23 protein-coding genes, 1 tRNA gene and 1 riboswitch are annotated in these 25,308 nt (G+C 69.4%); of the genes, 8 read left to right on the top strand and 16 right to left on the bottom strand.

All coding sequences use genetic code 11. The annotated features are described in order from the left end of the window. Positions 1-7: 7 nt before the first annotated feature. The 3 genes from BI335_RS04680 to BI335_RS04670 form a co-directional block, all read right to left on the bottom strand. Complete coding sequence (locus BI335_RS04680) at positions 8-1,198, bottom strand: cytochrome P450 (protein ID WP_094356380.1); 1,191 nt, start codon at positions 1,196-1,198, stop codon at positions 8-10. Further along, positions 1,191-2,171, bottom strand: coding sequence for a PDR/VanB family oxidoreductase (locus BI335_RS04675; RefSeq protein ID WP_094429809.1), 981 nt, complete (start codon positions 2,169-2,171; stop codon positions 1,191-1,193). The genes BI335_RS04680 and BI335_RS04675 overlap by 8 nt, the downstream gene beginning before the upstream one ends. 70 nt (positions 2,172-2,241) lie before the next feature. Next, entirely contained in the window at positions 2,242-3,888 is a 1,647-nt protein-coding gene (locus BI335_RS04670; protein WP_094429808.1) for a helicase HerA-like domain-containing protein, read from the bottom strand. Positions 3,889-3,993: 105 nt separating this feature from the next. On the opposite strand from BI335_RS04670, the gene BI335_RS04665 reads away from it, so the two are divergent. Then, complete coding sequence (locus BI335_RS04665; protein WP_094356383.1) at positions 3,994-4,287, top strand: type II toxin-antitoxin system VapB family antitoxin; 294 nt, start codon at positions 3,994-3,996, stop codon at positions 4,285-4,287. A gap of 39 nt (positions 4,288-4,326) precedes the next feature. After that, entirely contained in the window at positions 4,327-4,845 is a 519-nt protein-coding gene (locus BI335_RS04660) for a LytR C-terminal domain-containing protein (protein WP_094356384.1), read from the top strand. A gap of 44 nt (positions 4,846-4,889) precedes the next feature. On the opposite strand, the gene BI335_RS04655 is transcribed toward BI335_RS04660, so the two are convergent. The 11 genes from BI335_RS04655 to BI335_RS04605 form a co-directional block, all read right to left on the bottom strand. Next, positions 4,890-5,618, bottom strand: a complete 729-nt coding sequence (locus BI335_RS04655) for a hypothetical protein (protein ID WP_094404749.1) — start codon at positions 5,616-5,618, stop codon at positions 4,890-4,892. Between the two features lie 9 nt (positions 5,619-5,627). Then, a complete protein-coding gene (locus BI335_RS04650; protein WP_094356386.1) occupies positions 5,628-7,142 on the bottom strand; it encodes a potassium/proton antiporter in 1,515 nt (504 codons plus the stop codon). 187 nt (positions 7,143-7,329) lie between these two features. After that, complete coding sequence (locus tag BI335_RS04645) at positions 7,330-8,106, bottom strand: alpha/beta fold hydrolase (RefSeq protein WP_094429807.1); 777 nt, start codon at positions 8,104-8,106, stop codon at positions 7,330-7,332. Positions 8,107-8,165: 59 nt separating this feature from the next. Then, positions 8,166-9,080: a catechol 2,3-dioxygenase gene (locus BI335_RS04640; RefSeq protein WP_094356388.1), complete on the bottom strand. Its 915-nt coding sequence runs from the start codon at positions 9,078-9,080 to the stop codon at positions 8,166-8,168. Between the two features lie 193 nt (positions 9,081-9,273). After that, positions 9,274-9,361, bottom strand: a tRNA-Ser gene (locus BI335_RS04635). Between the two features lie 297 nt (positions 9,362-9,658). After that, positions 9,659-10,846 (bottom strand): amino acid aminotransferase, encoded by a 1,188-nt coding sequence (locus BI335_RS04630; protein WP_094429806.1) that lies wholly within the window; start codon positions 10,844-10,846, stop codon positions 9,659-9,661. A gap of 55 nt (positions 10,847-10,901) precedes the next feature. Then, entirely contained in the window at positions 10,902-11,924 is a 1,023-nt protein-coding gene (locus BI335_RS04625) for an ABC transporter ATP-binding protein (RefSeq protein ID WP_094429805.1), read from the bottom strand. After that, the gene (locus BI335_RS04620; RefSeq protein ID WP_229119447.1) at positions 11,924-13,507 is read right to left on the bottom strand and encodes an ABC transporter permease; all 1,584 of its coding nucleotides are present in this window, start codon (positions 13,505-13,507) and stop codon (positions 11,924-11,926) included. Before BI335_RS04620 ends, BI335_RS04625 begins: the two co-directional genes overlap by 1 nt. Position 13,508: 1 nt before the next feature. After that, a complete protein-coding gene (locus BI335_RS04615; RefSeq protein ID WP_094429804.1) occupies positions 13,509-14,561 on the bottom strand; it encodes an iron ABC transporter substrate-binding protein in 1,053 nt (350 codons plus the stop codon). A 93-nt stretch (positions 14,562-14,654) separates the two neighbouring features. Beyond that, positions 14,655-15,089, bottom strand: coding sequence for a nucleoside deaminase (locus tag BI335_RS04610; RefSeq protein ID WP_094429858.1), 435 nt, complete (start codon positions 15,087-15,089; stop codon positions 14,655-14,657). Between the two features lie 45 nt (positions 15,090-15,134). Next, a complete protein-coding gene (locus BI335_RS04605) occupies positions 15,135-15,764 on the bottom strand; it encodes a tRNA adenosine deaminase-associated protein (RefSeq protein WP_094429803.1) in 630 nt (209 codons plus the stop codon). A gap of 103 nt (positions 15,765-15,867) precedes the next feature. Between BI335_RS04605 and BI335_RS04600 the strand changes: the two genes are divergently transcribed. Genes BI335_RS04600 through BI335_RS04580 form a run of 5 tightly spaced genes read left to right on the top strand, consistent with a single transcriptional unit; the run spans position 15,868 to position 21,050 of the window. Next, on the top strand, positions 15,868-16,995 hold the full coding sequence (locus BI335_RS04600; protein ID WP_094404746.1) for a glutathione S-transferase family protein: 1,128 nt from the start codon (positions 15,868-15,870) through the stop codon (positions 16,993-16,995). Between the two features lie 38 nt (positions 16,996-17,033). After that, complete coding sequence (gene upp / locus BI335_RS04595; RefSeq protein ID WP_094401712.1) at positions 17,034-17,675, top strand: uracil phosphoribosyltransferase; 642 nt, start codon at positions 17,034-17,036, stop codon at positions 17,673-17,675. Positions 17,676-17,725: 50 nt separating this feature from the next. Then, positions 17,726-18,673: a uridine-preferring nucleoside hydrolase UriH gene (gene uriH / locus BI335_RS04590; RefSeq protein WP_094404745.1), complete on the top strand. Its 948-nt coding sequence runs from the start codon at positions 17,726-17,728 to the stop codon at positions 18,671-18,673. After that, positions 18,670-20,112, top strand: a complete 1,443-nt coding sequence (gene uriT, locus BI335_RS04585) for a uridine transporter UriT (protein WP_094404744.1) — start codon at positions 18,670-18,672, stop codon at positions 20,110-20,112. Before uriH ends, uriT begins: the two co-directional genes overlap by 4 nt. Before the next feature lie 2 nt (positions 20,113-20,114). After that, positions 20,115-21,050 (top strand): ribokinase, encoded by a 936-nt coding sequence (locus tag BI335_RS04580; RefSeq protein WP_094404743.1) that lies wholly within the window; start codon positions 20,115-20,117, stop codon positions 21,048-21,050. 3 nt (positions 21,051-21,053) lie between these two features. On the opposite strand, the gene BI335_RS04575 is transcribed toward BI335_RS04580, so the two are convergent. Next, positions 21,054-22,064, bottom strand: coding sequence for an ABC transporter substrate-binding protein (locus tag BI335_RS04575; RefSeq protein ID WP_166646735.1), 1,011 nt, complete (start codon positions 22,062-22,064; stop codon positions 21,054-21,056). Next, positions 22,061-22,909 carry an ABC transporter permease gene (locus tag BI335_RS04570; RefSeq protein WP_229117677.1) on the bottom strand — a complete coding sequence of 283 codons (849 nt, stop codon included), beginning with the start codon at positions 22,907-22,909 and terminating at the stop codon, positions 22,061-22,063. Before BI335_RS04570 ends, BI335_RS04575 begins: the two co-directional genes overlap by 4 nt. Positions 22,910-23,017: 108 nt before the next feature. Next, positions 23,018-23,146: riboswitch (FMN riboswitch) on the bottom strand. Positions 23,147-23,483: 337 nt separating this feature from the next. On the opposite strand from BI335_RS04570, the gene BI335_RS04565 reads away from it, so the two are divergent. Beyond that, a complete protein-coding gene (locus tag BI335_RS04565; RefSeq protein WP_094429802.1) occupies positions 23,484-25,130 on the top strand; it encodes a 13E12 repeat family protein in 1,647 nt (548 codons plus the stop codon). Positions 25,131-25,308 lie beyond the last annotated feature (178 nt).

Raw genomic sequence — 25,308 nt, 5'->3', positions numbered from 1 at the left:
GATGGTGTCACGCCGCGTGCAGCCGCAGCGGCAGGCGCTGCCAGGAACGCAGGGTGTTGTTCAGCTTGCGTACCGGGTCACCGACCAGCTCGATCTTCGCCACCCGCCGGGCGATCTCGCCGAGCAGGATCTCCGCCTCCATCCGGGCCACGTGCTGCCCGGCGCACTGATGGATCCCCATCCCGAAACCGACATGGCCCGACGGGTCGCGGGTCAGGTCGTAGCGGTCCGGGTCGCTCCAGTGCCGCGGGTCCCGGTTCGCGCTGCCCAGGAAGACCAGCAGCTTCTGATCGGCCGGCACCTCGGCACCACCGAGCGGTACCGGTTCGGTGGCGGTGCGGAAGAAGGTCTGCACCGGCGACTCCCAGCGCACCGCCTCCTCGAACGCCAACCGGCCGAGCCCGGGATCGGCGCGCAACCGGTCGTATTCACTCGGATTGCTCGCCAGCGCGTACAGGGTCGCGGCGATCCCGTTGACGGTGGTGTCCACGCCGGCGGTGAGCAGGGAGCGGACCATCAGCGGGGCCTGCTCGTGGGTGATGTCGCCGCGGTCGGCGGCCTCCCAGATCTGGGCACCGAATCCGCCGGGTGCGAGCCGGTCCCGGGCGGTCTGCTCGCTCACCCAGTCGACGTGCGGCTGCACGGTCTTCGCGGCCTCGGTGACGATCTCGTTGCGCGGCCCGAAGGCGTTGAACGCGAAGGATCCGTATGGCAGCAGGTGTTCCCGGCCCTCGGGGGTGAGCCCGACGGCGTCGGGGAAGACGCGCAACGGGAACGCCTCGGCCAGGTCGGTGACACCGTCCAGCTCACCGCCGCCGGCCAGGGCGCGGTCGACCACGGCGGCCGCATCGGCCTGCCACTGCTCGCGCAGCCGGCGCAGCGCGCGGGCACTGAGCACCTTGGTCAGCACTGCCCGCGGGGCGTCGTGGCGCGGCGGGTCGGCCTCCAGCAGCAGGCTGGGTGGCCGCCACGGCTTCTCGGTGCGGAAGTCGGCGAGTCCCACGCCGGCGGAGGAGATGCAGCGCTGCCAGTCGACCAGCGCGGCGTACGCCTCGGCGTACCGGCCGACGGCGAGCACGTCGTAGCGGGACAGCCGGACCAGCGGCCCGGCCTCCCGCAACCGGGTCAGGAAGTCGTGCGGGTCGGCCAGGATCTCGGGGCCGAACGGGTCGTCGTCGAGGACCGGCAGCTCAGACATCGAGCACCAGCCTCGGGCCGGCGGACCGCGATACGCAGACGAACATGCAGTCCCCGCGGGCCTGCTCCTCGTCATCGAGCAGCGAGTCACGATGATCGGGAATCCCTTCCAGGACACCGGTTTCGCAGGTTCCGCAGAGCCCCTGGGCGCAGGAGGAGACCACCGGTACGCCGTTGCTCTGCAGGGTCTGCAGGATGGTGCGTTCCGGGGTGACGGTGAGGGTGCGGCCGCTGCGGGCCAGGCAGATCTCGAAGGATTCGGCGCGCACCGGGACCGCGGGATTGGCGGCCACGAACCGTTCGGTGCGGACCCGGCCCGGAGGGCGGTCCGCGGTGACCTCACGCAGCGCGGCGAGCAGCGGACCCGGCCCGCAGGCGTAGACGGTCGCCGCCGGATCCTCGGCGAGGTAACCGGCCAGCGGCAGCAACCCGTGCTCGTCCTGGGGATGCAGCCGGACCCGCTCGCCGTATCGTTCGGTGAGCTCGGCGGCGAAGGCCATCGAGGCACGGCTGCGGCCGCCGTAGAGCAGCTGCCAGTCGATGCCGAGCCGCTCGGCCTGGTCGATCATCGGCAGGATCGGGGTGATCCCGATGCCGCCGGCGATGAATCGGTACGCCGCGGCGGGCACCAGGGCGAAGTTGTTGCGCGGTCCGCCGACACCGACCTGATCACCGACCCGGAGCTGGTCGTGCACGTAGGCCGACCCACCGCCGCCCGCGGTCTCGCGGAGCACCGCGACCCGGTAGCTGGTCGGATCCCAGCGGTCCCCGCACAGCGAGTACTGGCGGGTGTGGCCCGAGGGCAGATGGAGGTCGATGTGCGCACCGGGCGCCCAGTCGGGCAGCCGGCCCCCGTCGGCCCGGCCGAAGACCAGGCTGACGACCCCGTCGGCCTCCTGGCGGCGTTCCCGGAGCACCAGGAATTCGGTCTGCGGTGATGTCTGCGGCAACACTGCCGCGGCTGCATTGGCCATGCTCCAGCATGAGCCGAGCACCCCGCAGCCGGAAGCTGCCCTCTCACTGAGCGAGAGGGCAGCTCGGATCTCAGCGGCGCCGGCGGGTCCCGAACAGCGAGCGCATGATCTCCCGGCTGGCGGTGCGGGCGATGTCGCGGAAGACCGGCGACCCGACGACCTGCTCGACCACGCTCTTCTCCTTGCCACGGGACTTCTCCGCGGCCCGGGTGTCGCGTTCGGCCTGCTGCTGGGCGGCGGCATCGTTCTTGGCCTGTTCCTCGGCGGCCTGCGCCTCGGCGGCTGCCCTGGCACCGTCCTCGACGCGCTTGGCGAGGATCTCGCGGGCCGATTCGCGGTCGACGGCCTGGCCGTACTTGGCCTGCAGCGGCGAGGCCTGCACGGTACCGGCGATCTGCTGCTGCGGGGTCGGCGCCATCAGTGACTGGGGGGCGTACATCCGGGTCCAGGCGACCGGGGTGGGCGCACCGTCGGGATCCATCACGGTGACGATCGCCTCGCCGATTCCCAATGTCTGCAGGACTTCCCCGAGGTCGTAGGCCGACTTGGGGAAGGTGGCGACGGTCTGCTTGAGCGCCTTCGCATCGTTCGGGGTGTGGGCGCGCAACTGGTGCTGCACCCGGGAACCGAGCTGGGCCAGCACGTCGTCGGGCACGTCCTTGGGGGTCTGGGTGACGAAGAAGACACCGACGCCCTTCGAGCGGATCAGGCGTACGGTCTGGGCGATCGCATCCAGGAACGCCTTGGACGCGTCGGCGAACAGCAGGTGCGCCTCGTCGAAGAAGAAGACCAGCTTGGGCTTGTCCACATCGCCGACCTCGGGCAGGTCCTGGAACAGCTCGGCGAGCAGCCACATCAAGAAGGTGGAGAAGATCGCCGGCCGGTCCTGCAGGTTCGGCAGCTCCATCAGCGAGATCACCCCGCGTCCGTCGTCGGTGGTCCGCAGCAGGTCGCCGGTCTCGAACTCCGGTTCGCCGAAGAACTTGTCCGCACCCTGCTCGGAGAGGTTGATGATCGCGCGCAGGATCACCCCGACGGTCGCCGGGGAGAGGCCGCCGATGTCCTTCAGCTCCGCCTTGCCCTCATCGCTGGTCAGGTGGGTGAGCACCGCCTGCAGGTCGGAGAGATCCAGCAGGGCCAGGCCCTTGGAGTCGGCGTAGTGGAAGACCAGGCCGAGCGAGGACTCCTGGGTGGCGTTCAGGCCGAGCACCTTGGACAGCAGGGTCGGTCCGAAGCTGGTCACCGTCGCCCGCACCGGGACCCCGTCGCCGATCCCGCCGAGGGCGAAGAACTCGACCGGCGACGCGGTCGGCTGCCAGTTCTGGCCGATCTTCTGCACCCGTGCGGTCAGCTTGTCGTTCGGCTCACCGGGGGAGGCCAGCCCGGACAGGTCGCCCTTGATGTCGGCGGCGAAGACCGGTACGCCGGCGGCGGAGATCTGTTCGGCCATCCCCTGCAGGGTCTTGGTCTTGCCGGTTCCGGTGGCGCCGGCGACCAGACCGTGCCGGTTCAGCATGCCGAGCGGGATCTGCACCTTGGCGGCCGGCACCGGCGCGTCGTTCTCCATCAGGACGCCGAGACCGATCGCCGGGGCGTCGAAGGTGTAACCCTGCTGGATCTGCGTGGCCTGCTCCGAGAGGGCGGATTCGGGGGTTGCGGCGGGCGCGGAGGGGACAGCGGGGGCGTCGGTGGCCTTGTCCTGCGGGGTCTCGGTCATGGTGCCTAGATTGGCATACGGCGTGTCGGCACGCACCAGCCATCGGGTCCAAATCGTAATGAAGGACACCCGGGAACCGCCGATGCCCTTGACTATTGTGGCCGGGTGATCTTCAAGCGAGTCGGTGACACCCGCCCGTACCCCGACCACGGCTACGTGCAGAAGCAGTGGGCCGCCATCGCGCCCCACCAGGTGCGGCTCGACCAGCTGGTGACCACCAAGCGGACTCTCGACCTGGAAGCCCTGCTGGAGGAGGATTCCACGTTCTATGGCGACCTCTTCGCCCATGTCGTCTCGTGGCGCGGGGAGCTCTATCTCGAGGATGGTCTGCACCGTGCACTGCGCGCCGCGCTGCAACAACGCCAGACGATGCACGCGAGAGTTCTGGAGCTCAAGTAGGCTGGCCCGGTCCGTGGCGCCGAACAAGGAGTGGATTGCGTGCTAGGCCGGATCTGGCGGGTCGCCAGGACCCCGCTGACGCTGCTCGCCCTGTTGGCCCTGCTGGGCTTCGCGGCCAAGTGGGGTTACGAGAAGGTCGTCGCCCCATTGCCGCCGCCCTATGTCGCGCCGTGCGTGCAGATGCAGGTGCAGGACAGCACCCTGAAATCCGAGATCGTCTCGGTCCGGGTGCTGAACGCCAGCAACAAGCGCGGCAAGGCGGCCGAGGTCTCCCAGCAGCTGAAGAAGCAGGGCTTCAAGGTGACCAAGGTGGCGAACGCCGACGCCCCGCAGGACAAGTCGCAGATCCGCGGTTTCGGTGCAGACGCGCCCGAGGTGAATCTGGTGAATTCCCAGTTCAAGGGCTTCGAGAAGGTCGGCGACGGCCGGGCGGACCGCTCGGTCGAGGTCATCATCGGCGACAACTACGACTCGATGATCGACAACGCCCCCACCTCGATCAAGGTCGAGGGCGACACCGTCTGCCTGCCGACCCCGCCGACCGCGAACCCCGTCTGATTCCGTCCTTCCGCGGGTTCGCGACCGCCTGACCAGTCGGCCGCTCAGCTGAAGTCCAGCGGGTCCTTCTCCTTCTCGCCCCACTCGCCGCGCTCGGCGGCGTGCAGCGCGCTCTCGCGGCGGGTCAGCACCGAGATCGAGAATCCGCCGAGGAGCAGCACCGCGAGCACCCCGGGAGTGGCGAACAGGACCGCGATACCGGCGGCTGCGGAGGTTCCGATATCGCGGGTGACCTCATGCGTCGGAAGGATCTGCCATGGATCGCGACCGACCAGCACCTCCTCGCCCAGGCCCGGGTACGAGTGGCGCTGGCTGACCGAATCCCAGTCGCTCGAGCCGCTGCTGAAGCCGCGCTCCCGCGTACCGTCGGCGAAGCGAAAGGTCATCGGCTTCGGATCGCCGCTGTCATCACGGACCCGCTCATGCACCGCGACGACCGTCGCGGCCTGCGGGAGAGCGACGAACTGTTCGTGCAGTTCACTGGCCGCCACCCGAACGGAGAAGACGCTCGGGGTGAGCAGCAGCGCACCCAGCACGGCCCAGATCGGTGGGATCCGCTTGCTCAGCTGCGGGCTGAGGATCCAGAGGAGCAGCGCGAACGCCGCCATCAGGAACCAGTTCGGCTGCCCGATCGCGAAGAAGCCGCCGGCATCGCCCAGATCGGGGCGCAGCCCGGTCCACACACCCCACAGCAGCGCGATCCACATGGCGATCACCAGCGCGATGCGCACCGACAACCGCACCGACTTCTGCTTCGGAAGGACTCTCGCCACCCGGTGAGGTTAGTCGAGGTCGGGGTCCTCCTGGGGTGGCTGGCCGCGCCGCCAGCGGGCCAGCCGCCCGTACTGGCCGACCTCGCGGAGGCGTTCCTCCACCTGCACCCGGAACCGGGTCGGGGTGACGATCAGCAGTTCGTCACCGGTGTGCAGCGGGGTCTGCGCGGACGGCGCGAACGGCGTACCGTCCCGGATCACCAGCGAGATGACGGTGTCGCGGGGCAGCCGCAGCTCGTGCACCTCGACATTGTTCAACTTGGACCCGACCGGGATCCGGATCTGCAGCAGGTCGGCCTGGATCCGCTCCATCGGCGCCGCCTCCACCTCGACATCGCTCGGGCCGTGGTCGGCCACCCCGAGCAGTCGCGCCACCAGCGGCAGGGTCGGTGCCTGCAGCAGCGTGAACACGACCACGAAGACCAGCACGATGTCGAAGAGCATCTCCGCATCCGGCACCATCGCCACCATCGGCACGGTGGCCAGAATGATCGGTACCGCACCGCGCAGCCCGGCCCAGGACAGGAACGCCTGTTCCCGCCAGGGCACCTTGAACCAGCTGGCGCAGGCGAGCACCGACAACGGCCGGGCGACGACAGTCAGGACGAGCCCGGCGGCCAGCGCGATGAACACCGCATACCCGGTGATCCGGCGCGGTTCAGAGAGCAGCCCGAGCATCACGAACAGCCCGATCTGGGCGATCCAGCCGATCCCCTCGGCGAAGGAGCGGGTGGCGGCGCGGTGCGGCAGCCGGCCGTTGCCGAGCAGCACCGCGCAGACGTAGACCGCGGCGAAGCCGGAGGCGTGCGCGGCGGTGCCGACGCCGTAGGCGAGGACGGCCCAGAAGACCGCGGCGATCGGATAGAGGCCCGAGGACGGCAGCGCGATGTTGCGCAGCAGTTTCACCCCGATCCAGCCGAGCACCACCCCGATGATGACGCCGGCGGTGAGTTCGAAGGCGACGGTCGCCAGGAAGCCGAGTACGCCGCCCTCGGCCTCTCCCCCGGCGGCCAGCCGGCTGAGCTCGGCGACCAGCAGCACGGTCGGGGCGTCGTTCAGCCCGGATTCGGCCTCCAGGGTGGAGCGGACCCGGGATGGCAGCGGCACCTTGCGCAGCACCGAGAAGACCGCTGCCGAATCGGTCGGTGAACAGACCGCGCCGAGCAGGGCGGCCAGCCACGGGTCGAGGCCGAGCACGAAGGTGCCGAAGGCCCACATCACCCCGACGCTGACCCCGATGCCGACGGTGGCCAGCAACCCGGCGACCGGGATCGAACCTCGGATCTCGACCCAGCGGGTGGTCAACCCGCCCTCGGCCAGAATCAGTACCAGGGCAGCGAATCCGAGCGAATGGCCGAGCCCGGCGTCGTTGAAGGAGGGGAAGACGTTGGACAGCTCGATGGCCATCCCCAGGCCGAGGAAGAGCAGCAGCGAGGGCAGCCCGAGCCGGGCCCCGATCCGGGAGGAGATGATGGCGACGAGCACGACCGCGGAGCCGATCAGCAGCCACGTGTCGAGCTCCATCCGATACCACCTCCCGAGGTGGCACAGATCGTTTCACAGGTCACCGCGGTACGCGGCCCGGTGACCGCGTGCGCTGAGACATGCAGTGGTCATGAAGTTCCATGATCAAACCCAGTCGGACTGGGGTTGCCGACCGGTCGATTCCGGCTACTGCATGTCCGTGCGTTCGGGTCAGGGGGCGTTCGGGTCAGGGGGCGTGCACGTCGGGGTCGTCGCGGAGCACGTCGAGCAGCAGGGCGAGGATCCGGTCGGGGCGCTCCAGCGAGGGCAGGTGGCCGGCCCAGTCGAGTTCGACCAGATCCGCCCCGGGGATCTCCGCGGCGAGGGTCCGCGCGACCTGCTGGAAATGCGGCTGGTCGCGCGCGCCGACGACGACGGTGGTGGGTACCGCGATCGCACTGGGGTCGACCTCGACGCGTTCGCGTTCGGGGAGCGGGCCGTGCCGCTCGGCCTCGAGCTGCAGGTCGTACGCCCGGCGCTGCATCACCGCGACCAGTTCGCGCGCCCGGTCATCCGCGTCGGGGCCGAGCCAGGTCCGCACATTCAGCGCGACGGCGCCGTCGAGGTCACCGGCGGCGAGCAGTTGTTCCTCCTGTTCGTCGATGGCGGTCAGGTCCGCATCGGGGGGTGCGCCCCGGTGGGCCGGGGCGAGCAGCACCAGCTCCTCGATCCGATCCGGGTGCCGGCTGGCCAGCTCGAGCGCAACCCGGCCACCCAGCGAGGCCCCGACCACGCGTACCCCGTCGAGGTCGAGCTCGTCGAGCAGTTCCGCGAGATCGTCGGCGTCGGCGTACCGCTCCCCCGGCAGCGGCGTGTGCCCGAAACCGCGCAGGTCCGGGCGTACCACCGTGAACGCGTGGCCGAGCGCGGGCAGCAGGGGTGCCCACATCCGCCGATCGGCGATCCCGGCATGGATCAGCAGCACCGGCGGGCCGGAACCGGCGATGTCATGAGCAAGCAGCATGCCTGACGGTAACCCCGTCAGGCATGCCGCAACAATGGATCAGCCGAGCCGGCTCCCGGTCAGGTGAGCACGGTGGTGAAGCGCTCGTTCAGCTCCCGGTCGACGTAGAAGATGCCCTTGCCGAGCTGGTCGACGGTCCAGCGGACCACCGGACGGTCCCGGTAGGCGTGGTAGCCACCGGCGAACACCTCGTTGCGGTTGCCGCAGGGATCGAAGAAGTAGACCGTGGTGCCGCGGGTGATGCCGTGCTGGGTCGGGCCGATGTCGACCGAGACGTCGTCCATCGAGAACAGCGAGGCGGCGCGGCCGACCTTGGACCAGTCGTCGAGCTGGAACGCGAAGTGGTGCAGCTTGGCCTGCGGGCCGCCGATGATCGCGATGTCGTGCACCTTCTGGCTGGCCGACATCCAGGTGCCGGCGAGCTGGTGGTCGTCCTCCAGGGAGGTCTGCACGCGCTCGGTGGGGAAGAAGTCGAGCACCTCACCGAAGAACTTCTCGGCGAGCGCCGGGTCCTCGGCGGTGATCAGCGCATGGTCCACCGCGGGTACGCCGACGCCGACGAGTTCGCGGGGGAAGACCTCGGGGTTGATGAAGCCGACCTCGTTGGAGACCTCGGTCATCTCCTGGTAGATCTCGATCACGTGGTCGCTCGGGGAGATGATCCGGATGCCGTCGCCGACCTCGTGGTTCTCACCCTTGCTCATCCGCTCGGTGATCGCGCCGAACTTCTGCGCCTTCTTCTCGATGTCGTCGATGTCGGTGCTCTTGTCGACCTTGTAGCCGAGCTTGACCAGACCGACCCCGCCCTCTTCCAGCACCAGGCTGTGGTGATCCCACTCGTCCCAGCCCTTGAAGTAGGCCTTGCCGTCGACATCCCCCTGGGACTTCATGCCGAGCGTGCGCTCGTAGTGCTGCTTGGCCTCGTCCATATCGGTGACGCGTGCGTGCACATAGCCCAACCGAAGTACGCCCATGGCGCCCAGCTCCTTTGCTCAGTAGCCCCGTGACGCCCGGGTTCACCGGTCGCCGTTTCAGATAATGATGCGCTGCGGCCCCCAGGGACGGGAATGACACGTTCCTCAGAACGGAACGGAGCCGGGTACGGGTTCCTTCAGCCGGCCTTGCCAGCAAAAAGCTCCGCCCCCGAGCGGGTCAGGGGCGGAGCGCTGGCGGTGACGGCGGGATTTGAACCCGCGGTAGGTCTCCCTACACTCGCTTTCGAGGCGAGCTCTTTCGGCCGCTCAGACACGTCACCGTCGAACAAAATACCAAGATCGGGCCGGTGTACGCCAATCGTCACGTCGGCGCACTCAGGTCGCGATGTACGCCGGGTCCCGCGAAAGTCCCGGATCCAGCGGGCGTGCCCGGCCGCGGTGCGGAGACCCGCATCCGCTCGTCGACCCGCGGCAACGCGTGCTGGATCCGGGACTTCGCGGCCCGCGTCCCTGGTGGCTTCGTCTCGCTCGTACCTCGCTCGCTCAGCCCGGCTCATCTCGACACGGCCGCCATTGCTCCGCTTCGCTACGCATGGCGGCCTACTCGATGAGCGGGATCAGGCGACGGCGGCGATGGCCTCGATGACGTAGGGGAGGTTCTTCTCGTTCAGGGCGGCGACGCAGATCCGGCCGGAGTCCAGGCCGTAGATGCCGTACTCCTCGCGCAGCTTGCCCATCGCCTCCTTGGACAGCCCGGAGTAGGAGAACATTCCGTTCTGGGTGGTGATGTAGGACCAGTCGACATCCGGGCGGGCCTTCTCCAGCCCCTCGCGCAGCCCGGTGCGCATCGCCTTGATCCGGTCCCGCATGGCGCCCAGCTCGTCCTCCCACTGCTGGCGCAGGGTCTCATCGGCGAGCACGGTGGCGACCACCTTGGCACCGTGGGTGGGCGGGTTGGAGTAGTTGGTGCGGACCACGATCTTGAGCTGGCTGAGCACCCGCTTGGCCTCGTCGTCGTCGCCGCAGATCACCGACAGGGCACCGATCCGCTCGCCGTAGAGGCTGAAGGTCTTGGAGAAGGAGGTGGTGACGAAGGTGGTCACCCCGGCCTCGGCGAACAGGCGCACGGCGTACCCGTCGTCCTCGATCCCGGACGCGAAACCCTGGTAGGCCATGTCCAGCAGCGGCACCAGCCGCCCCTCCTGCACCACCTGCAGCACCTGCTGCCACTGCTCGCGGGTGATGTCGTAACCGGTCGGGTTGTGACAGCAGGCGTGCAGCACCACGATCGTGCCCGGGGCGGCGGCCTTCAACCCCTCCAGCATTCCCGCAAAGTTCACCGCCCGCTTCGCCGCGTCGTAGTAGGGGTAGCTGCCGACGGTGAATCCGGCCCGGGTGAACAGCGCGCGATGGTTCTCCCAGCTCGGGTCGGAGATCAGCACCGGGGCATCGGGATCCAACTGGTGCAGGAAATCCGCCGCCACCTTGAGCCCGCCGGTACCGCCGAGGGCCTGCACCACGGCCAGCCGTTCGCGCGGCACGCTGGTCCCGAAGACCAGCTCGGCCACGGCATTGTCATAGGCCTTCAGCCCGTCGATCGGCAGATAGCTCCACGGCGTACGCCCCTCGGCCAGCTGCTTGTCCGCGGCCTGCACGCAGTCCAGCAGCGGCACCTTGCCTTCGGAATCGGTGTAGACGCCGACACCCAGGTTGACCTTCTGGTCACGGGTGTCGGACTGGTACGCCTCAGTGAGGCCGAGGATCGGATCGCGCGGTGCACCTTGAACGCTGCGGAGAATGCTCATGCCCCGAATCCTGTCACCGTTTCGGCGGGCACCGCACCCCCGTTTCATCGCTCGGTCAGCCGGAGCGCTCGGCCGGCTCGAGCAGGACCGCCGGGCCGACGACCCGGAAGTTGATCTCGGTCCCGGCGACCAGGTCACGCGGATCGTGGTGGCGCATCATCAGCGTCAGCCCACCGACCTCGAGATGGCCGACCACGTCATGACCGAAATAGTCGGTACGCAGCACCCGGGCGTGCAGCGGCCCGGTCGGATCGACACGGAGCTGTTCGGGGCGGAGCAGCACCTCGGCCGGCCCCTGGTCGGCTCCGCCGACACAGTCCAACTCCCCCAGCGCGGTGCGTACCCGGCCGCCGGACACGGTGCCGGACAGCAGCACCGCATCGCCCAGGAAGAGCGCGGTGGCCCGGTTGTCGGGGCGGGTGTAGAGGCTGACCGGATCGGCGACCTGGGCCAGCCGCCCGCCGTCGAGCACCGCGACCTGGTCGGCGAAGGAGAGCGCCTCGTCCTGGTCGTGGGTGACCAGCACGGTGGTCACCCCCTCCGAGCGCAACACCTCACCCAGGGCGGAGCGGGTCTGGTGCCGCAACCCGGCATCGAGGCTGCTGAACGGTTCGTCGAGCAGCACCACCCCCGGGCGGCGAGCCAGTGCGCGGGCCAGCGCGACCCGCTGCTGCTGGCCGCCGGAGAGCTGGTGCGGATAGCGATTGGCGAGCTCGGGTGCCAGCGAGACCAGTTCCATCAGCTCGGCGACCCGGCGCCCGCTCCGGCGTTCGGCCCGGTCCAGGCCGAAGCCGATGTTGCCGGCGACGCTGAGGTGCGGCAGCAGCGCACCCTCCTGCGGCACGTAGCCGATCCCGCGGCGGTGCACCGGCAGCGCCAGCAGGTCGCGGCCGTCGGCGCGGACGGTGCCGGCGTCGGCGGTCAGGAAGCCGGCGATGATCCGCAGCAGGGTGGTCTTGCCCGACCCGCTCGGCCCGACCACCGCGGTGGCCAGCCCGGCGGGGATGTCCAGATCGATCCCACGCAGCACGGGCGTGTCGGTGTACGCCTTGGTGACGCCCCGCAGCTCCAGTTCCATCAGCTCGCTCCCGCCCCGGTGGCCGCTGCCGGTGAGAGCCGGTGCAGCAGCCAGGTCATCGGCGCCGAGAGCACGATCATGCACAGTGCGAACGGCGCCGCGCCACGATAGTCGATCTCGCTGCTGGCCGACCAGAACGCCATCGCCAGCGTCCGGGTGCCGGTGGGGGCGAGCAGCAGGGTGAGGGTCAGTTCGTTGACCACACCGAGGAAGACCAGCGCGAAACCGGCGCCGGTGGCCGGGCGGGCCATCCGGGCGGTGGTCGACCAGAACGCCGCCAGCGGCCGCCGGCCGAGGGTGCGGGCGACCTCCTCGTGCACGGTCGGGATCTGCGCCAGCCCGGCACGCAGCGTGACCAGCACCCGCGGCAGCAGCAGCACCACATAGGCGACGACCAGATTGGCCACCGTCTGATAGAGCGGTGGGACCAGGTCGAGGGCGGCGACGACGAAGGCGAGCCCGACCACGATCGAGGGCACCGCGGAGGCGATGTAGGCGATCCGCTCGGCCAGCCGCGACCAGAACCCGGGATGGCGGACCACCAGATGCGCGACCGGCCAACCGGCGGTGACGGTGACGGCGGCACCCAGCACGGCCAGGCCGAGGGTCTGCAGCAGCGCCTCGACCACCTCCGGCGTCCAGACCGCGGCGCCGCCGGAGATCAGCCAGCCGACCAGCACCCCGATCGGCACACCGACGGCGAGGAACACGGTGCCGGCGGGCAGCGCGAGGGCGGCGGGCAGCCAGCCGCCGAGGCGTACCGGCTCGGCGGTCCGGGCGGAGCCGCTGCCGACCCGGGCCAGCGCGGTACGCCGCCGCAGCCGGCCGTCCAGGGCCAGGATCAGCAGACAGGCGAGCACCAGCACGCCGGCCATCGTGGTGGCGGCCTCGGAGGCGAAGGTGCTCTGGTACTGGCCCATGATCGCGGTGGTGAAGGTGTCGAAGCGCATCATCGCGAACGCGCCGTACTCGCTCAGCAGATGCAGCGCGACCAGCAGCAGGCCACCGGCCAGCGGCAACCGGATCAGCGGCAGCACGGTGCTGAAGAACCGCCGCCAGGGCCCGTGGCCGAGGCTGGCGGCGGTATCGGTGAAGGAGCCGTCCAGGGTGGCCAGGGTGGCCGCGACCGGGATCATCACCAGTGGGTAGTAGGAGAGCACCGAGACCAGCGTCCCGCCCCAGACCCCGCCGATCGAGGGCACCACCGAGACCCAGGCGTACGCGTTGACGAAGGCCGGGATGGCGAGCGGGGAGGCGAGCAGCACCCGCCAGACCCGCCGGCCGGGCAACCGGGTGCGCTCGGTGAGCCAGGCCAGCCCGACGCCGAGCACGCCGATGATCGGCAGCGCGAACAGCAGCAGCGCGCCGGTGTTGAGCAGCAGTTCGGCCACCCGTTGGGTGCCGAGCACCTGGGCGAGCAGCTCCGGCGGGGTGCGCAGTGCCGCGACCGCCACGAACACCAGCGGCACCAGGCTCGCCAGCAGCACGACCGCGGCCACCGCGATCAACGACAGCGGTGGCCGGGGTGTGCTGCTGGGCCGGCGCTCGGTGCGCCGGGGTGGGGCTGGTGCGGGGACGGTCACCTCAGATCAGGCCGGCATCCGTCATCAGCTTGGTGACCTCGGCGCCGTTCAGCTTGTCGATGTCGATGGTCGGCGGTTGCAGGTCGGCGATCGGGACCAGCCCGGGGGCAAGCTTGGCCTGCGGGTTCACCGGGTATTCGAAGTAGTTCGCCATCTCCGCCTGCCCCTCGACCGAGGTGATGTGGGCCAGGAAGGCGTTCGCCGCGGTCGGGTTCTTCGCCCCCTTCAGCACCCCGCCGCCGGAGACGGACACGAAGGCGCCCGGATCCTGGTTGCGGAAGTAGTGCAGCTTGACGTTCTTGGAGTTCTCCTTGGTCTTGGCCTGATCACCGAACCAGTAGTAGTGGTAGATCACCGCACCATCGACCTCACCGGCATTCACGGCCTTCATCGCGGTCGAGTTTCCCTTGTAGGGCTTGGATCCCGCCTTCATCGCCGTCAACCAGTCGGCGGTCACCTGGGTGCCCTTGAGCTGCAGCAGCGCCGAGACGATGGCCTGGAAATCGGCACCGGTCGGCGAGGCGGCCCAGCGGCCGTTCCACTTCGGGTCGGCCAGGTCGAGCAGCGACTTCGGCAGCTCGGCCTCGGGGATCTTGCTGGGGTTGTAGGCGAAGACGGTGGCGCGGGCGGCGATGCCGGTCCAGGCGCCCGAACCGGGACGCAGGGTGTCCGGCACATTGGCGGCGACCTTGGCGTCCACCGGCGCGAACAGGCCGGCATTGGCGACCTGCACCATCGCCGGGGAGTTCTCGGTGAGGAACACATCGGCCGGGCTGCGCTCGCCCTCCTTGAGGATCTGGTTGGACATCTCGGTGTCCGAGCCCTGCCGGATCTCGACCTTCACCCCACTCGCCTTCGTGAACGCCTCGGCCCACGCCTTGCCGAGGCTCTCGTGCTGGGCGTTGTAGAGGGTGATCGTGCCAGTCGGGGTGCCACCACCGCTGGCGGCGCCGGCACCGGGCTGGGTCTGCGTCTGGCCACCGCAGGCGGCGAGGGCGACGACCGGGCTGGCGGCGAGTACGCCGAGCAGACCGCGGCGGGAGAGCTGGGACATCGAGGTGCCTTTCACTGGAATGGTGCCAACATGCTGAGGTTAGCCTTACCAACCCCGGACGTGAAGTCGGCGCGGTTCCGCGAGACTCGGCGCTCAGCGCTGCCCGGCGAAGAAGTCCCGCAGCAGGGCGGCGCTCTCCTCGGCGCGGATCCCGGAGATCACCTCGGGCCGGTGATTCAGCCGCGGATCGCGGACCACGTCGAACAGCGACGCCACCGCACCGGCCTTCGGGTCGAAGGCGCCGAACACCAACCGGCCGACCCGGGCGGCGACCACCGCACCGGCACACATCGTGCACGGTTCCAGGGTGACGACCAGGGTGCAGTCGATCAACCGCCACAGATCCCCGACGGCCACCGCGCCGCGGCGCAGGCAGAGCACCTCGGCATGGGCGGTCGGGTCACCGGTCAGCTCGCGCTCGTTGCCGGCCGCCGCGATCGGCGTACCGGTCCCGTCCAGCAGCACCGCACCGATCGGCACGTCACCGTGCGCGCGCACCGCCCGGGCCCGGTCCAGCGCCAGACCCATCGCGGGATCCCAGCGACTGGCCATCCCGGCGTACGCCCCCGATCCTCAGTCGAACGACTCGACCGCGCGCCGGAAGGCCGGGCCGACCTTGATCTTCTCGGCGATCTCGGCGAGCAGTTCGTCGGAGTCGGAGTCGTAGTCGTCGCAGAACGCCTCCATCTCGAAATCGCTCACTCCGACATCGGCGAGCAGGCCGAGATCACCCATCGGCTCGGACTCGTCGTCGGGGTCCGGGATCTCTTCCACACCGAGGAAATCGGCGATGTCGCGGGCGATCGGCCAGTCCCCCGCCGCGGCGGCGTCGGAGAGCAGCACCTGCACATTGGCGCCGCGGACCCGCACGATCACGAACACCTCGCCGACCAGCGAGACCATCCCGATCGCCCCCGCATCGGCGGGCTGGCGGCGCAGCTGGGAGATCAGCTCGTCCAGGTCGTTGGCCAGGTCGAGCGCCAGCGCGGTCGCGACCGGTTGCCCGTCCTCGCGATAGACACCGACGACCAGGTCGATGTCGTCGGCGGTGGCGTCCTCGATCTCGTCGAAGTCGTCATCGTCGTCGTCATCATCGGAATCGTCGCCGAGGTCGAGTTCCTCCAGGTCGTCGTCGAGATCGTCCCGGTCGTCGCGGGACGGCAGCTCGAACTCGGTGAGCTCTTCGTTGTCTCGGTTCGACATGGGGCGTCCTCCTGCTCGGCAATCCGGCTCCAATGGTGTCAGAGATCGCCGCCTCGCGCTGCCCCACCCATCCGGTCCCGGACGCGCTCATTAGCATGAAGGAATGGAGCAGCAAGCAGCCGAGAAGACCAGCACGGACAAGAAGAGCCCCGGTTATGTGACCGGTCCGGAGTTCAATCGCGATACCAACTACATCGACGACCGGATCGTCGCCGATGCGGCCGCTGGCACCGATGAGCAGGGCCGCCCGCTGTGGCCGGTGGAACCGGATCGCTATCGCCTGGTCGCCGCACGCGCCTGCCCGTGGGCCAACCGGACGATGATCGTGCGTCGGCTGCTCGGCCTGGAACCGGTGCTCTCGCTGGGGATGCCCGGGCCGACCCACGACGAGCGCTCCTGGATCTTCGATCTCGACCCGGACGGCAAGGACCCGGTGCTCGGCATCCATTTCCTGCGCGATGCCTACAACGCCCGGATCCCGGACTACCCGCGCGGGGTGACGGTGCCGGCGATCGTCGAGGTCTCCTCGGGCAAGGTGGTCACCAACGACTTCGCCCAGATCACCCTGGACTTCTCCACCGAGTGGACCGCCTACCACCGCGACGGTGCACCGGAGCTCTATCCGGAGCGGTTGCGCGGGGAGATCGACGAGGTCGCCCAGCGCGTCTACACCGAGGTCAACAACGGCGTCTACCGGTGCGGCTTCGCCGGCTCGCAGGAGGCGTACGACAAGGCCTACGACCGGTTGTTCACCGCCCTGGACTGGCTGGAGGAGAGGCTCAGCGGGCAGCGGTATCTGGTCGGTGACACGATCACCGAGGCCGATGTCCGGCTGTTCACCACCCTGGCTCGCTTCGATCCGGTCTATCACGGGCATTTCAAGACCAACCGGCAGAAGCTCAGCGAGTTCCCGGCGCTGTGGGGGTACGCCCGCGACCTGTTCCAGACCCCCGGTTTCGGCGACACCACCGACTTCGTGCAGATCAAGCAGCACTACTACGTGGTGCACGGCGATGTGAACCCGACGCGGATCGTGCCCTCGGGCCCGGATCTGCGCGGTTGGTTGAGCGAGCACCACCGCGAGCAGCTGGGTGGGCGGCCGTTCGGCGACGGTACGCCGCCCGGTCCGGTCCCGCCCGGGGAGCAGGTGCCGACCGGCCACGGCCCCGAGGGCGGCATCCCGACGCCCGAGGAGACCGCGCAGGCGCTGGAGGGTCTCAAGGGCGACTGAGGGGGCCGCCGCGGCCGGACGCCGATAAGCTCTCCGGCGTGGAGGTAACCGTCGTCGACCACCCGCTGGTGGCACACAAACTGACCGTGCTGCGCGACCAGCGCACCGATACCCCGACGTTCCGGCGGCTCACCGATCAGTTGGTGACGCTGCTCGGCTACGAGGCGACCCGGCAGGTCCGGGTCCGCCCGCACGAGGTGACCACCCCGGTGACCGCGACGACCGGCGTACATCTCGATTCGCCGCCGCCGCTGGTGGTGCCGATCCTGCGCGCCGGGCTGGGCATGCTCGATGGGTTCCTGCGGCTGATCCCGACCGCCGAGGTCGGTTTCGTCGGGATGGTGCGCAACGAGGAGACGCTGCAGCCGGTGACCTATGCCGAGCGGCTGCCGAACGATCTGTCCGGGCGGCAGTGCTATGTGCTCGACCCGATGCTGGCCACCGGCGGGTCGCTGGCGGGCTGCATCAACTTCCTGGTCGAGCGCGGCGCGGACCACATCACCTGCATCTGCCTGCTCGCCGCCCCCGAGGGGGTGGAGCGGGTCCAGCAGCTGCTCGCCGATCTCGAGGTGCCCTGTCATCTGGTGGTGGCCGCGGTCGACGACCACCTCAATGACGTGGGTTACATCGTTCCCGGGCTGGGCGATGCGGGAGATCGTCTGTACGGCACCGCGGAGTAGCGCGGGGTAGTAACGTCGGGCCTCCACCCGCTGTAGTTGGAGGTGCACCGATGCCCCGCAAAATCATCCTGGACTGCGATCCCGGTCACGACGACGCGATCGCGCTGCTGCTGGCCCACGGCAATCCCGAGATCGATCTGGTCGCGGTGACCACCGTCGCCGGCAACCAGACGCTGGAGAAGGTGACCCGCAACGCCCAGTCGGTGGCGACGGTGATCGGGATGCGCGGGGTGCCGATCGCGGCGGGTGCGGACCGGCCGCTGGTACGCAGCCAGGAGGTCGCCGAGGACATCCACGGCGAGTCCGGGATGGAGGGCCCGCGGATGCGGGAGGCGACCACCCCGGTGGCGCCGATGCACGCGGTGCAGCTGATCATCGACACCGTGATGTCGCACGATCCGGGCGAGATCACCCTGGTACCGACCGGTGCGTTGACCAATATCGCCCTGGCGGCGCGGTTGGAGCCGCGGATCATCGAGCGGGTACGCGAGGTGGTGCTGATGGGCGGCGGCTACCACACCGGAAACTGGTCGGCGGTGGCCGAGTTCAACATCAAGATCGATCCGGAGGCCGCGCACATCGTCTTCGGTGCCGGTTGGCCGGTGACCATGGTCGGGCTGGACCTCACCCATCAGGCGCTGGCCACCCCGGAGGTGGCCGAGAAGATCCGCGCGGTCGGCACCGAGCCGGCGGAGTTCGTGCTGGACCTGTTCGACTATTTCGGCAAGGCGTACAAGGAGAATCAGGACTTCGACTCCCCGCCGGTGCACGACCCGTGCGCGGTGGCCTATGTCATCGACCCGGCGGTGCTGACGACCCGGAAGGCGCCGGTGACGATCGAGCTGACCGGCACCGAGACCCTCGGCATGACGGTCGCCGACTTCCGTGGCAAGCCGCCCGCCGACTGTCCCACCCAGGTGGCGGTGCAGCTCGATTTCGACCGCTTCTGGGGCCTGGTCACCGATGCCCTGGAGCGGATCGGTGAGGTGAAGTCATGAGTGAGGTCGCCGGGCGGCAGCGGGTCGGCGCCGGGGTGCTGCTGACCGCATTGCTGGCCGCCTGCGTGGCCTTCCAGCTGAACGCCTCGATGCTGTCGCCGGCGCTGGTCTCGATCGAGCGGGAGCTGGGCACCACCGCCGCTGCGGTCGGTACCACCCAGACGGCGTTCTTCACCTCGGCCGCCCTGTTCTCGCTTTTCCTGCCCCGGTTGGGAGATCTCTTCGGTCGGCGGCGGGTGCTGGTCGGGATGCTGGCGCTGATGGCACTCGGTTGTGTGCTCGCCGCCTTCTCGACCGGGATCCCGATGCTGTTCGTGGCCCGGGTGATCCAGGGGGTCTCCGGGCCGACCGTTCCGCTGTGTCTGATCATGTTGCGCCACGAGATCCCCGACAACCGGACCTACACCACGCTGATGGGCGTGGTCACCGCGGTGAACGGTGGCGTGGCCGGGGTGGATGCGCTGGCCGGTGGCTGGTTGGCCTCGACCTACGGTTTCCGGTCGGTGTTCTGGGCGATGGCCGCGGTGGCCGGGTTGGCGGCGGTGCTGGTGCTGCTGCTGGCACCCGAGTCGCGCGGTGGTGAACAGGTGCCGATGGACTGGCTGGGGGTGCTGCTGCTGGTGATCACCGTCGGCGCCGCGCTCACCGCGATCAACGAGGCGGGCAAGCTGGCCGAGGCGAACTGGGTGCTGGTCGGTGGCCTGCTGGTGCTGGCGGTGGTGGTGTTCGCGGTGTTCTGGACGCTGGCGAAGCGGCGTCCGCATCCGTTGATCCGACCCGCCCAGTTGCGGCGCCGAGAGACCTGGGCGCTGCTGTTGACGACCCTGCTGACGATGACCGGGGTGTTCGCGATGATGAACGGCCTGGTACCCGGGCTGGCCCAGGACGCCGAGGTCGGCCCCGGGTTGAGCGCCGACGCCGCGGCCCTGTGGACCCTCACCCCGTACGCCCTGGCCGGGTTGGCGATGGGCCCGGTGGCCGGGCGGTTGGCCTCCTCGGTCGGCTATCTCGCGGTGCTGCGGGTCGGCATGATCGGCACCCTGGTCGGGGCGGTGGTGCTGGCGTTCACCTCCGGCAACGCGTCGGCGGTGCTGCTGCTGGTGCTGTCGATCTTCATCGGCCTGACCTATGCCGGCACGGTGAACATCATGCTGAACGGGCTCGGAGTGGCGCTCTCCCCGCCGGAGGCACCCGGGGTGCTGCCGGGGTTGAACGCCGGTGCCTTCAATCTGGGCGCCGGGCTCAGTTTCGCCATCCTGCTGGCGATGCAGACCGCCTTCACCGCTCCCGGTTCGGCGGCCGGTTACCAGGCCGGCATCATCACCGGTGCGGTGCTGCTGCTGGTGGCGATGCTGGTCTCGATGCTGATTCCCCGCCCGACCGAGGACAGCGCCGCAGCCGTCGGCACCGAATCTGTTGCAGACAAGACGAAGGAGTGAGCATGGCCCGCATCGCCGTGGTCGGTTCGATGAACGCCGACCTGACCGTCCGTACCGAGCGGCTGCCCCGTGGTGGCGAAACGGTGTCCGGTTCGGAGCTGGAGATCAACCCTGGTGGGAAATCCAGCAATCAGGCGGCAGCGGCGGCCCGGCTCGGCGGCCGGGTCGGGTTGCTCGGGCTGGTCGGTGACGACCCGCACGGTGAGCTGCTGCGCGCCGCCTCGGAGCGGGCCGGGGTGGAGCAGCGGTGGATCCGCTCGGTCGCCGGCGTGGCCACCGGGACCGCGATGATCGCGGTCGACGATGCCGGGGAGAACTTCATCATCATCTCCCCCGGTGCCAACGGGAAGCTCGCGGTGGAGCACGTGCTCGAGGCGGACGAACTCTTCGCCGACGCGGCGGTGCTCTGCCTGTGTCTGGAGGTGGATCAGCGGGTGGTGCTGACCGCCGCACAGGAGGCGAGCCGCCGGGGCGTACGGGTGCTGTTGAACCTGTCGCCGTCGGCGCCGGTGGGCCCGGAGCTGCTGGCGGCGACCGAGGTGCTGCTGGTCAACGAGCACGAGCTGGCCGACCTGGTCGGTGAGGAGGCGGCGTTGGAGCGTGCCGCGGAACTCCTTGCCGGCAAGGACATCCGGCGGGCCGTGATCACCCTGGGCGCGGAGGGTGCGCTGGTCATCGACGGGGACCGCTCCGAGCATGTACCGAGTGTGCGGGTCCGGGCGGTGGACAGCACCGGTGCCGGCGATGCGTTCACCGGCGCGCTGGCGTACCGGCTGGCCGAGGGCGACGACCTGGTCGAAGCGGCCCGCTTCGCGGCCCGGGTGGGTGCCTTCGCGACCACCCGGCACGGTGCGCAGCCGTCCTATCCGACCCCGGCGGAGCTGGCGGATTTCCTGGCTGAACAGGAGAAGTCGGGGCAGGAGCAGTCCGAGTCCTGAGGATCAGTTCAGCAGTGTGTCGGTGTACGCCTCGGCGGCCGGCACCGGCTTGGCGAGCAGGCCCATCTGCTGCATGAACTCCGCCATCGACTCCCACCGGGCGGGGTCCTGCTGGCCGGCGGTGGCCGGGTCTCCGAACAGCGGAATGGTTGCTTCCAGGGTGGCCAGTGCCGCCTGTTGCTGCGCCGGTACCGACAGGTTCGGCACATATTTCTTGGCGGCCTCGACCGCCTTGTTCGGGTCGGCGACCAGGTCGTCGATCCCGCGGCGGACCGCGTTGATCACCTTCCGCAGATCCTCCGCCCGGGTCTGCAGCACCTGATCGGCGGCCCCCAGACCGACCCCGACCAGCGGCACCGCGGCCTGCTCCTCGGCCAGCGGCAGCGACCGGATGGGAATCCCGGCCTGGCTGAAGCGGACGGCGTCGTTGTTGGCGTACCCCATCACCACCTCCACCTGGTTGCTGGTCAGGGCCGCCTGCTGGGTGTAGCCGATGTTCTGCACCTGGACGTCGCTCTGCTTCAGTCCCGCTGTTTCGAGCAGCGCGAGCAGCCCGAACCAGGTCTCGCCGTAGGGGCCCGGGACGCCGATGCGGCGGCCGCGCAGGTCGGCGGCGGAGCGGATCGGGGACTCCTCGCGGACGATCGCGACCACCGGGTACTCCTGGTAGAGGGTGGCGATGTCGGTCACCGCGACGCCCTGGGAGCGGGCCTGCAGCAACTCGTCGCCGCCGGCGTAGACGAGCTGCTCGGTACCGGCCTGGAGGGCGCCGAGAAGTTGCTCGTTGGCACCGTGGTGACGCAGTGTCACGCGTACTCCCTGGGCCTCGAAATGGCCCGCGGACTCGGCCAGATAGAAGGGCGCGAACTGGATGTCGGGGGTGTAGGTCAACCCGATGGTCAACGGCACACCGCCGCCCGCCGGAGCGTTGCCGGGGGTGGCCTGGTTGCACCCGGCCACCGTGGCCGCGAGTGCCGCGGCCCCCAATGAGGCAAGGAAATGCCGACGATTCATGCTGTCTCCTTCGGTCGTGCGGTGGTGCGTGGACGGCGCGGATCGCGCAGCGGGTCGCTGGCCCATTCGATGGCGACCAGCAGCAGGTAGATGGCGACGGCGAGCAGGCAGAGCATCAGCAAGGTGGCGAACAGCCCGGTGGTGTCGACGGTCGATGCCTGCACCGAGAGCAGCATCCCCAGCCCGTTGCCGCCCATCACCAGTTCGCCGACGACGGCACCGGTGATCGAGAGGGTGAAGCCGTTGCGGATGCCGGTGAGCACGGCGCGCAGGGCGAGTGGCCACTCGATGTGGCGCAGCATGCGTACGCCGGCGGCGCCGTCCAGTTCGGCGGCCTCGATCAGCTCGCGGCGGATGCCGCGGATGCCGAGGACCGTGGACAGCACGACGGGGAAGAAGACCAGCAGGGCGCAGAGCAGCATGATCGGCAGCAGTCCGTAGCCGACCCAGATGACCAGCAGCGGCGCGACGGCGACGGCCGGGATCGCTTGTGAGGCAGCAAGATAGGGCGACACCGCGGCGTCGAAGACCCGCCAGTGGGCGATCAGGTAGCCCAGCGGCAGCGCGATCACGGCGGCGAGCAGGGAACCGAGCAGCGCCTCGACCAGCGTGGTACCGGTCAGGGTGAGCAGCTGGCCGGCGGCCAGGTCGTCGGCGAAGCGGGTGAAGACCGCCGCCGGGCTGGGCAGCAGCGTCGGCAGGATGCGTCCGCCGGCGGTGAGCAGCTGCCAGATCGACAGCACGACCAGGCCGAGCAGGACCGGTGCGAACACCCGCAGCACCGGTCCACCGCCGCGTCGCTGGGATGCGACGGTACGCAGCGTGGTGTGGTGACTGTCGGTCACGTCCTGCTCTCTCCTCCGGTCCTGGTGACCCGGGGTACGCAGAACGCGGGCATACGCCCCGAGGTGCCGGCGCCGAGCACCGAGCCGCCTGGTGGCGTACGCGAGCGAACCGTGCGCCTCCCATCCGGACTTTAACCGTCGGTGCCGGAATTCCACCGGCTCAGCCGCCTCCTGTGAGGGACGCGGGTCGCGGACTGTCACCGCCGGCTCGGACTTTCACCGACCCCGGAGCACGTTGCTTGCACAGACGACGATACAACACCCACCCCGCCCCCCCCTCCCCCGCGTTCATCGAACAGGTCGCGCAGCGAGGACTCCCCCCACGTTCATCGAGTAGGTCGCGCAGCGACCGTGTCGAGATGAACCCGGTCCACCGGTGCGCCGGTTGAGCGAGGAGCGCAGCGACGAGTCGAAGCCAAGCCCTCAAACGTTCATCGAGTAGTCGGCCATGCGCAGCGAAGCGGAGCAATGGCCGACGTGTCGAGATGAACCCAGAAACTTTCCTCAAACCCCTTGAGTTATTCGAACACAGTGACTAATATTGGATGTAGCAGATGAGAGGAGGTGACCAAAGATGACCACCGAACGAGCCGAAGTGTTCGCAGCGATCCGCGCCGAAAGCGAGCAGATCGCCCAGACCGAAGCCCGCCGCCTCGTTGCGATCGCCGCCGCCTGCGACACCTACTCCGGCCTCAACACCCACACCGACGAACTCACCGCCCGCGTGCTGCACGGTGAACAACTCGTCTTCCCCGGTGCCGACGGTACGCCCGGCATCACCGAGTTCTTCCACCTCGAACTCGCGATGTCGCTGGGCTGCTCACCGGAGACCGCGCAGGTCTGGACCGCCGACGTGCTCAACCTGCGGCATCGGCATCCGATCCTGTGGCAGGCCACCCTGGACTGCGACATCCCCGTCTGGGTCGCCCGCGACATCTCCCGCGCCGCGTTGCAGTTGAGCTTCACCCAGGCCCGCGAGTTCGACTCCCTCTGGTCACTCCGTCTGGTCAACCTCACCCCGAAACGCGCGGTCGCGACGACCGAGGCCCAGGTCGGGGCGTTGATGCTCAACGACGACAAAGAAGCCGAACGGCAGGCCGCGAAGAAGCAACGCCGCGTCGAGTTCACCCCCAACCGGAACACCCCGGGAATCACCGACCTCTACGCCAACCTCGACGCCGGTGACGCCGCCCAGTTGAACGGCACCCTCGACCGTCTCGCCGACGTGCTGAAAGCCGGTGGCTCGACGGCATCCAGGGACGAACTCCGCGCCGAAGCGCTCGGCCACCTCGCCCACCCGGACCGGGCGCGGCAACTGCTCCAACCCTCGCTGTTCGACAGTGCGACCGTCACCCCTGCTGGTGAGGTGGTCAACAAGCACGGCGAGATCGCCACAGCCACCTCCGAGCGCTGCCGGCACGGTGCCGAACTGATCCTGCACGTCCACCAGAAGGACCTCGCCAACCGTCGCGGCGGTGAAGGCGAAGCACTCGGACCGGTCACCCTCCAGCACTTGAAGGAGCTGCTGGAGCGCTGCACCGGGACCGTGAAGGTGCGGCCGGTGATCGACCTGGCAGCACCGGTGATGGTGAACACCTACCGACCCAGCGACGAACTCGCGCAGAGGGTGAAGCTCCGCGACCGGTATGTGATGTTTCCTCGATCGAATCGCTCCGCGTTCGGCCGCGGGATCGATCTGGATCACACGATCCCTGCCCCGGAGGGGCCGACCAGTTCGGGCAACCTGGGTCCGTTGAACCGGGCCTTGCATCGGGCCAGGACCCACGCCGGATTCCGGGTCGAGCAACCCTCCCCGGGGGTGTTCCACTGGAAAACCCCGGCCGGGCAGGAGGCCTGGGTCACCAGCTACGGGACCTGGAATCATCCACCACCCGACCACCTGATCAACGACCCGGCCGCTTCACTCTCTCGGACCGAAAAGCTGCTTCGGGAGACCCTGTGCAACGGCCAGACCCAGCTGGAGAAGGAACAGGCCGAAGCCGAACAAGCCGCCGACGAAGCCCGCGAACGCGAACGACTCCGCCGCGCCCGCAAGAACCAACGCCTCCGCGACCTACGCCAGGCAGCCCGCGAACAAGCCGAGGCAGCCAAGGACAACACGGTCAAGCAGAAGACGGCGAAGAAGCCGGTTCGCCCGGAGCAGCAGCCTGCCCTGATTCCCAACCAAAGCAGCGAATCCGTCGAACCCGCACCCTTCTGAATCGGTCGGGGCATCGTCCTTCGGTCCGAGCATGGTGTGCCATGCCCCAACCGAACTCCCATGCCCCGACCACGGGAGCGCGGCCCCACGTTGGTTGAGCGAGGAGCGCAGCGACGAGTCGAAACCATCGTCACCCTGAGGCCGTGGCTTCGACTCGCCGTTCCTCCTCGCTCAGCGA

Origin of the sequence: Enemella evansiae (assembly GCF_002250705.1) — a bacterium.
Lineage (GTDB): Bacteria > Actinomycetota > Actinomycetes > Propionibacteriales > Propionibacteriaceae > Enemella > Enemella evansiae.
This window is presented reverse-complemented; position numbering and strand designations above follow the sequence as displayed.

Excerpts from the sequence above, each read along its gene's own strand:
- BI335_RS04680 (WP_094356380.1), bottom strand. The coding sequence starts at position 1,198 with ATGTCTGAGCTGCCGGTCCTCGACGACGACCCGTTCGGCCCCGAGATC.
- BI335_RS04605 (WP_094429803.1), bottom strand. The coding sequence starts at position 15,764 with ATGTCGAACCGAGACAACGAAGAGCTCACCGAGTTCGAGCTGCCGTCC.
- BI335_RS04630 (WP_094429806.1), bottom strand. The coding sequence starts at position 10,846 with ATGAGCATTCTCCGCAGCGTTCAAGGTGCACCGCGCGATCCGATCCTC.
- uriH (WP_094404745.1), top strand. The coding sequence starts at position 17,726 with ATGCCCCGCAAAATCATCCTGGACTGCGATCCCGGTCACGACGACGCG.
- BI335_RS04640 (WP_094356388.1), bottom strand. The coding sequence starts at position 9,080 with ATGGGCGTACTTCGGTTGGGCTATGTGCACGCACGCGTCACCGATATG.
- uriT (WP_094404744.1), top strand. The coding sequence starts at position 18,670 with ATGAGTGAGGTCGCCGGGCGGCAGCGGGTCGGCGCCGGGGTGCTGCTG.
- BI335_RS04615 (WP_094429804.1), bottom strand. The coding sequence starts at position 14,561 with ATGTCCCAGCTCTCCCGCCGCGGTCTGCTCGGCGTACTCGCCGCCAGC.
- BI335_RS04600 (WP_094404746.1), top strand. The coding sequence starts at position 15,868 with ATGGAGCAGCAAGCAGCCGAGAAGACCAGCACGGACAAGAAGAGCCCC.
- BI335_RS04670 (WP_094429808.1), bottom strand. The coding sequence starts at position 3,888 with ATGACCGAGACCCCGCAGGACAAGGCCACCGACGCCCCCGCTGTCCCC.
- BI335_RS04625 (WP_094429805.1), bottom strand. The coding sequence starts at position 11,924 with ATGGAACTGGAGCTGCGGGGCGTCACCAAGGCGTACACCGACACGCCC.
- BI335_RS04645 (WP_094429807.1), bottom strand. The coding sequence starts at position 8,106 with ATGCTGCTTGCTCATGACATCGCCGGTTCCGGCCCGCCGGTGCTGCTG.
- BI335_RS04565 (WP_094429802.1), top strand. The coding sequence starts at position 23,484 with ATGACCACCGAACGAGCCGAAGTGTTCGCAGCGATCCGCGCCGAAAGC.
- BI335_RS04575 (WP_166646735.1), bottom strand. The coding sequence starts at position 22,064 with ATGAATCGTCGGCATTTCCTTGCCTCATTGGGGGCCGCGGCACTCGCG.
- BI335_RS04580 (WP_094404743.1), top strand. The coding sequence starts at position 20,115 with ATGGCCCGCATCGCCGTGGTCGGTTCGATGAACGCCGACCTGACCGTC.
- BI335_RS04675 (WP_094429809.1), bottom strand. The coding sequence starts at position 2,171 with ATGGCCAATGCAGCCGCGGCAGTGTTGCCGCAGACATCACCGCAGACC.
- BI335_RS04650 (WP_094356386.1), bottom strand. The coding sequence starts at position 7,142 with ATGGAGCTCGACACGTGGCTGCTGATCGGCTCCGCGGTCGTGCTCGTC.
- BI335_RS04610 (WP_094429858.1), bottom strand. The coding sequence starts at position 15,089 with ATGGGTCTGGCGCTGGACCGGGCCCGGGCGGTGCGCGCGCACGGTGAC.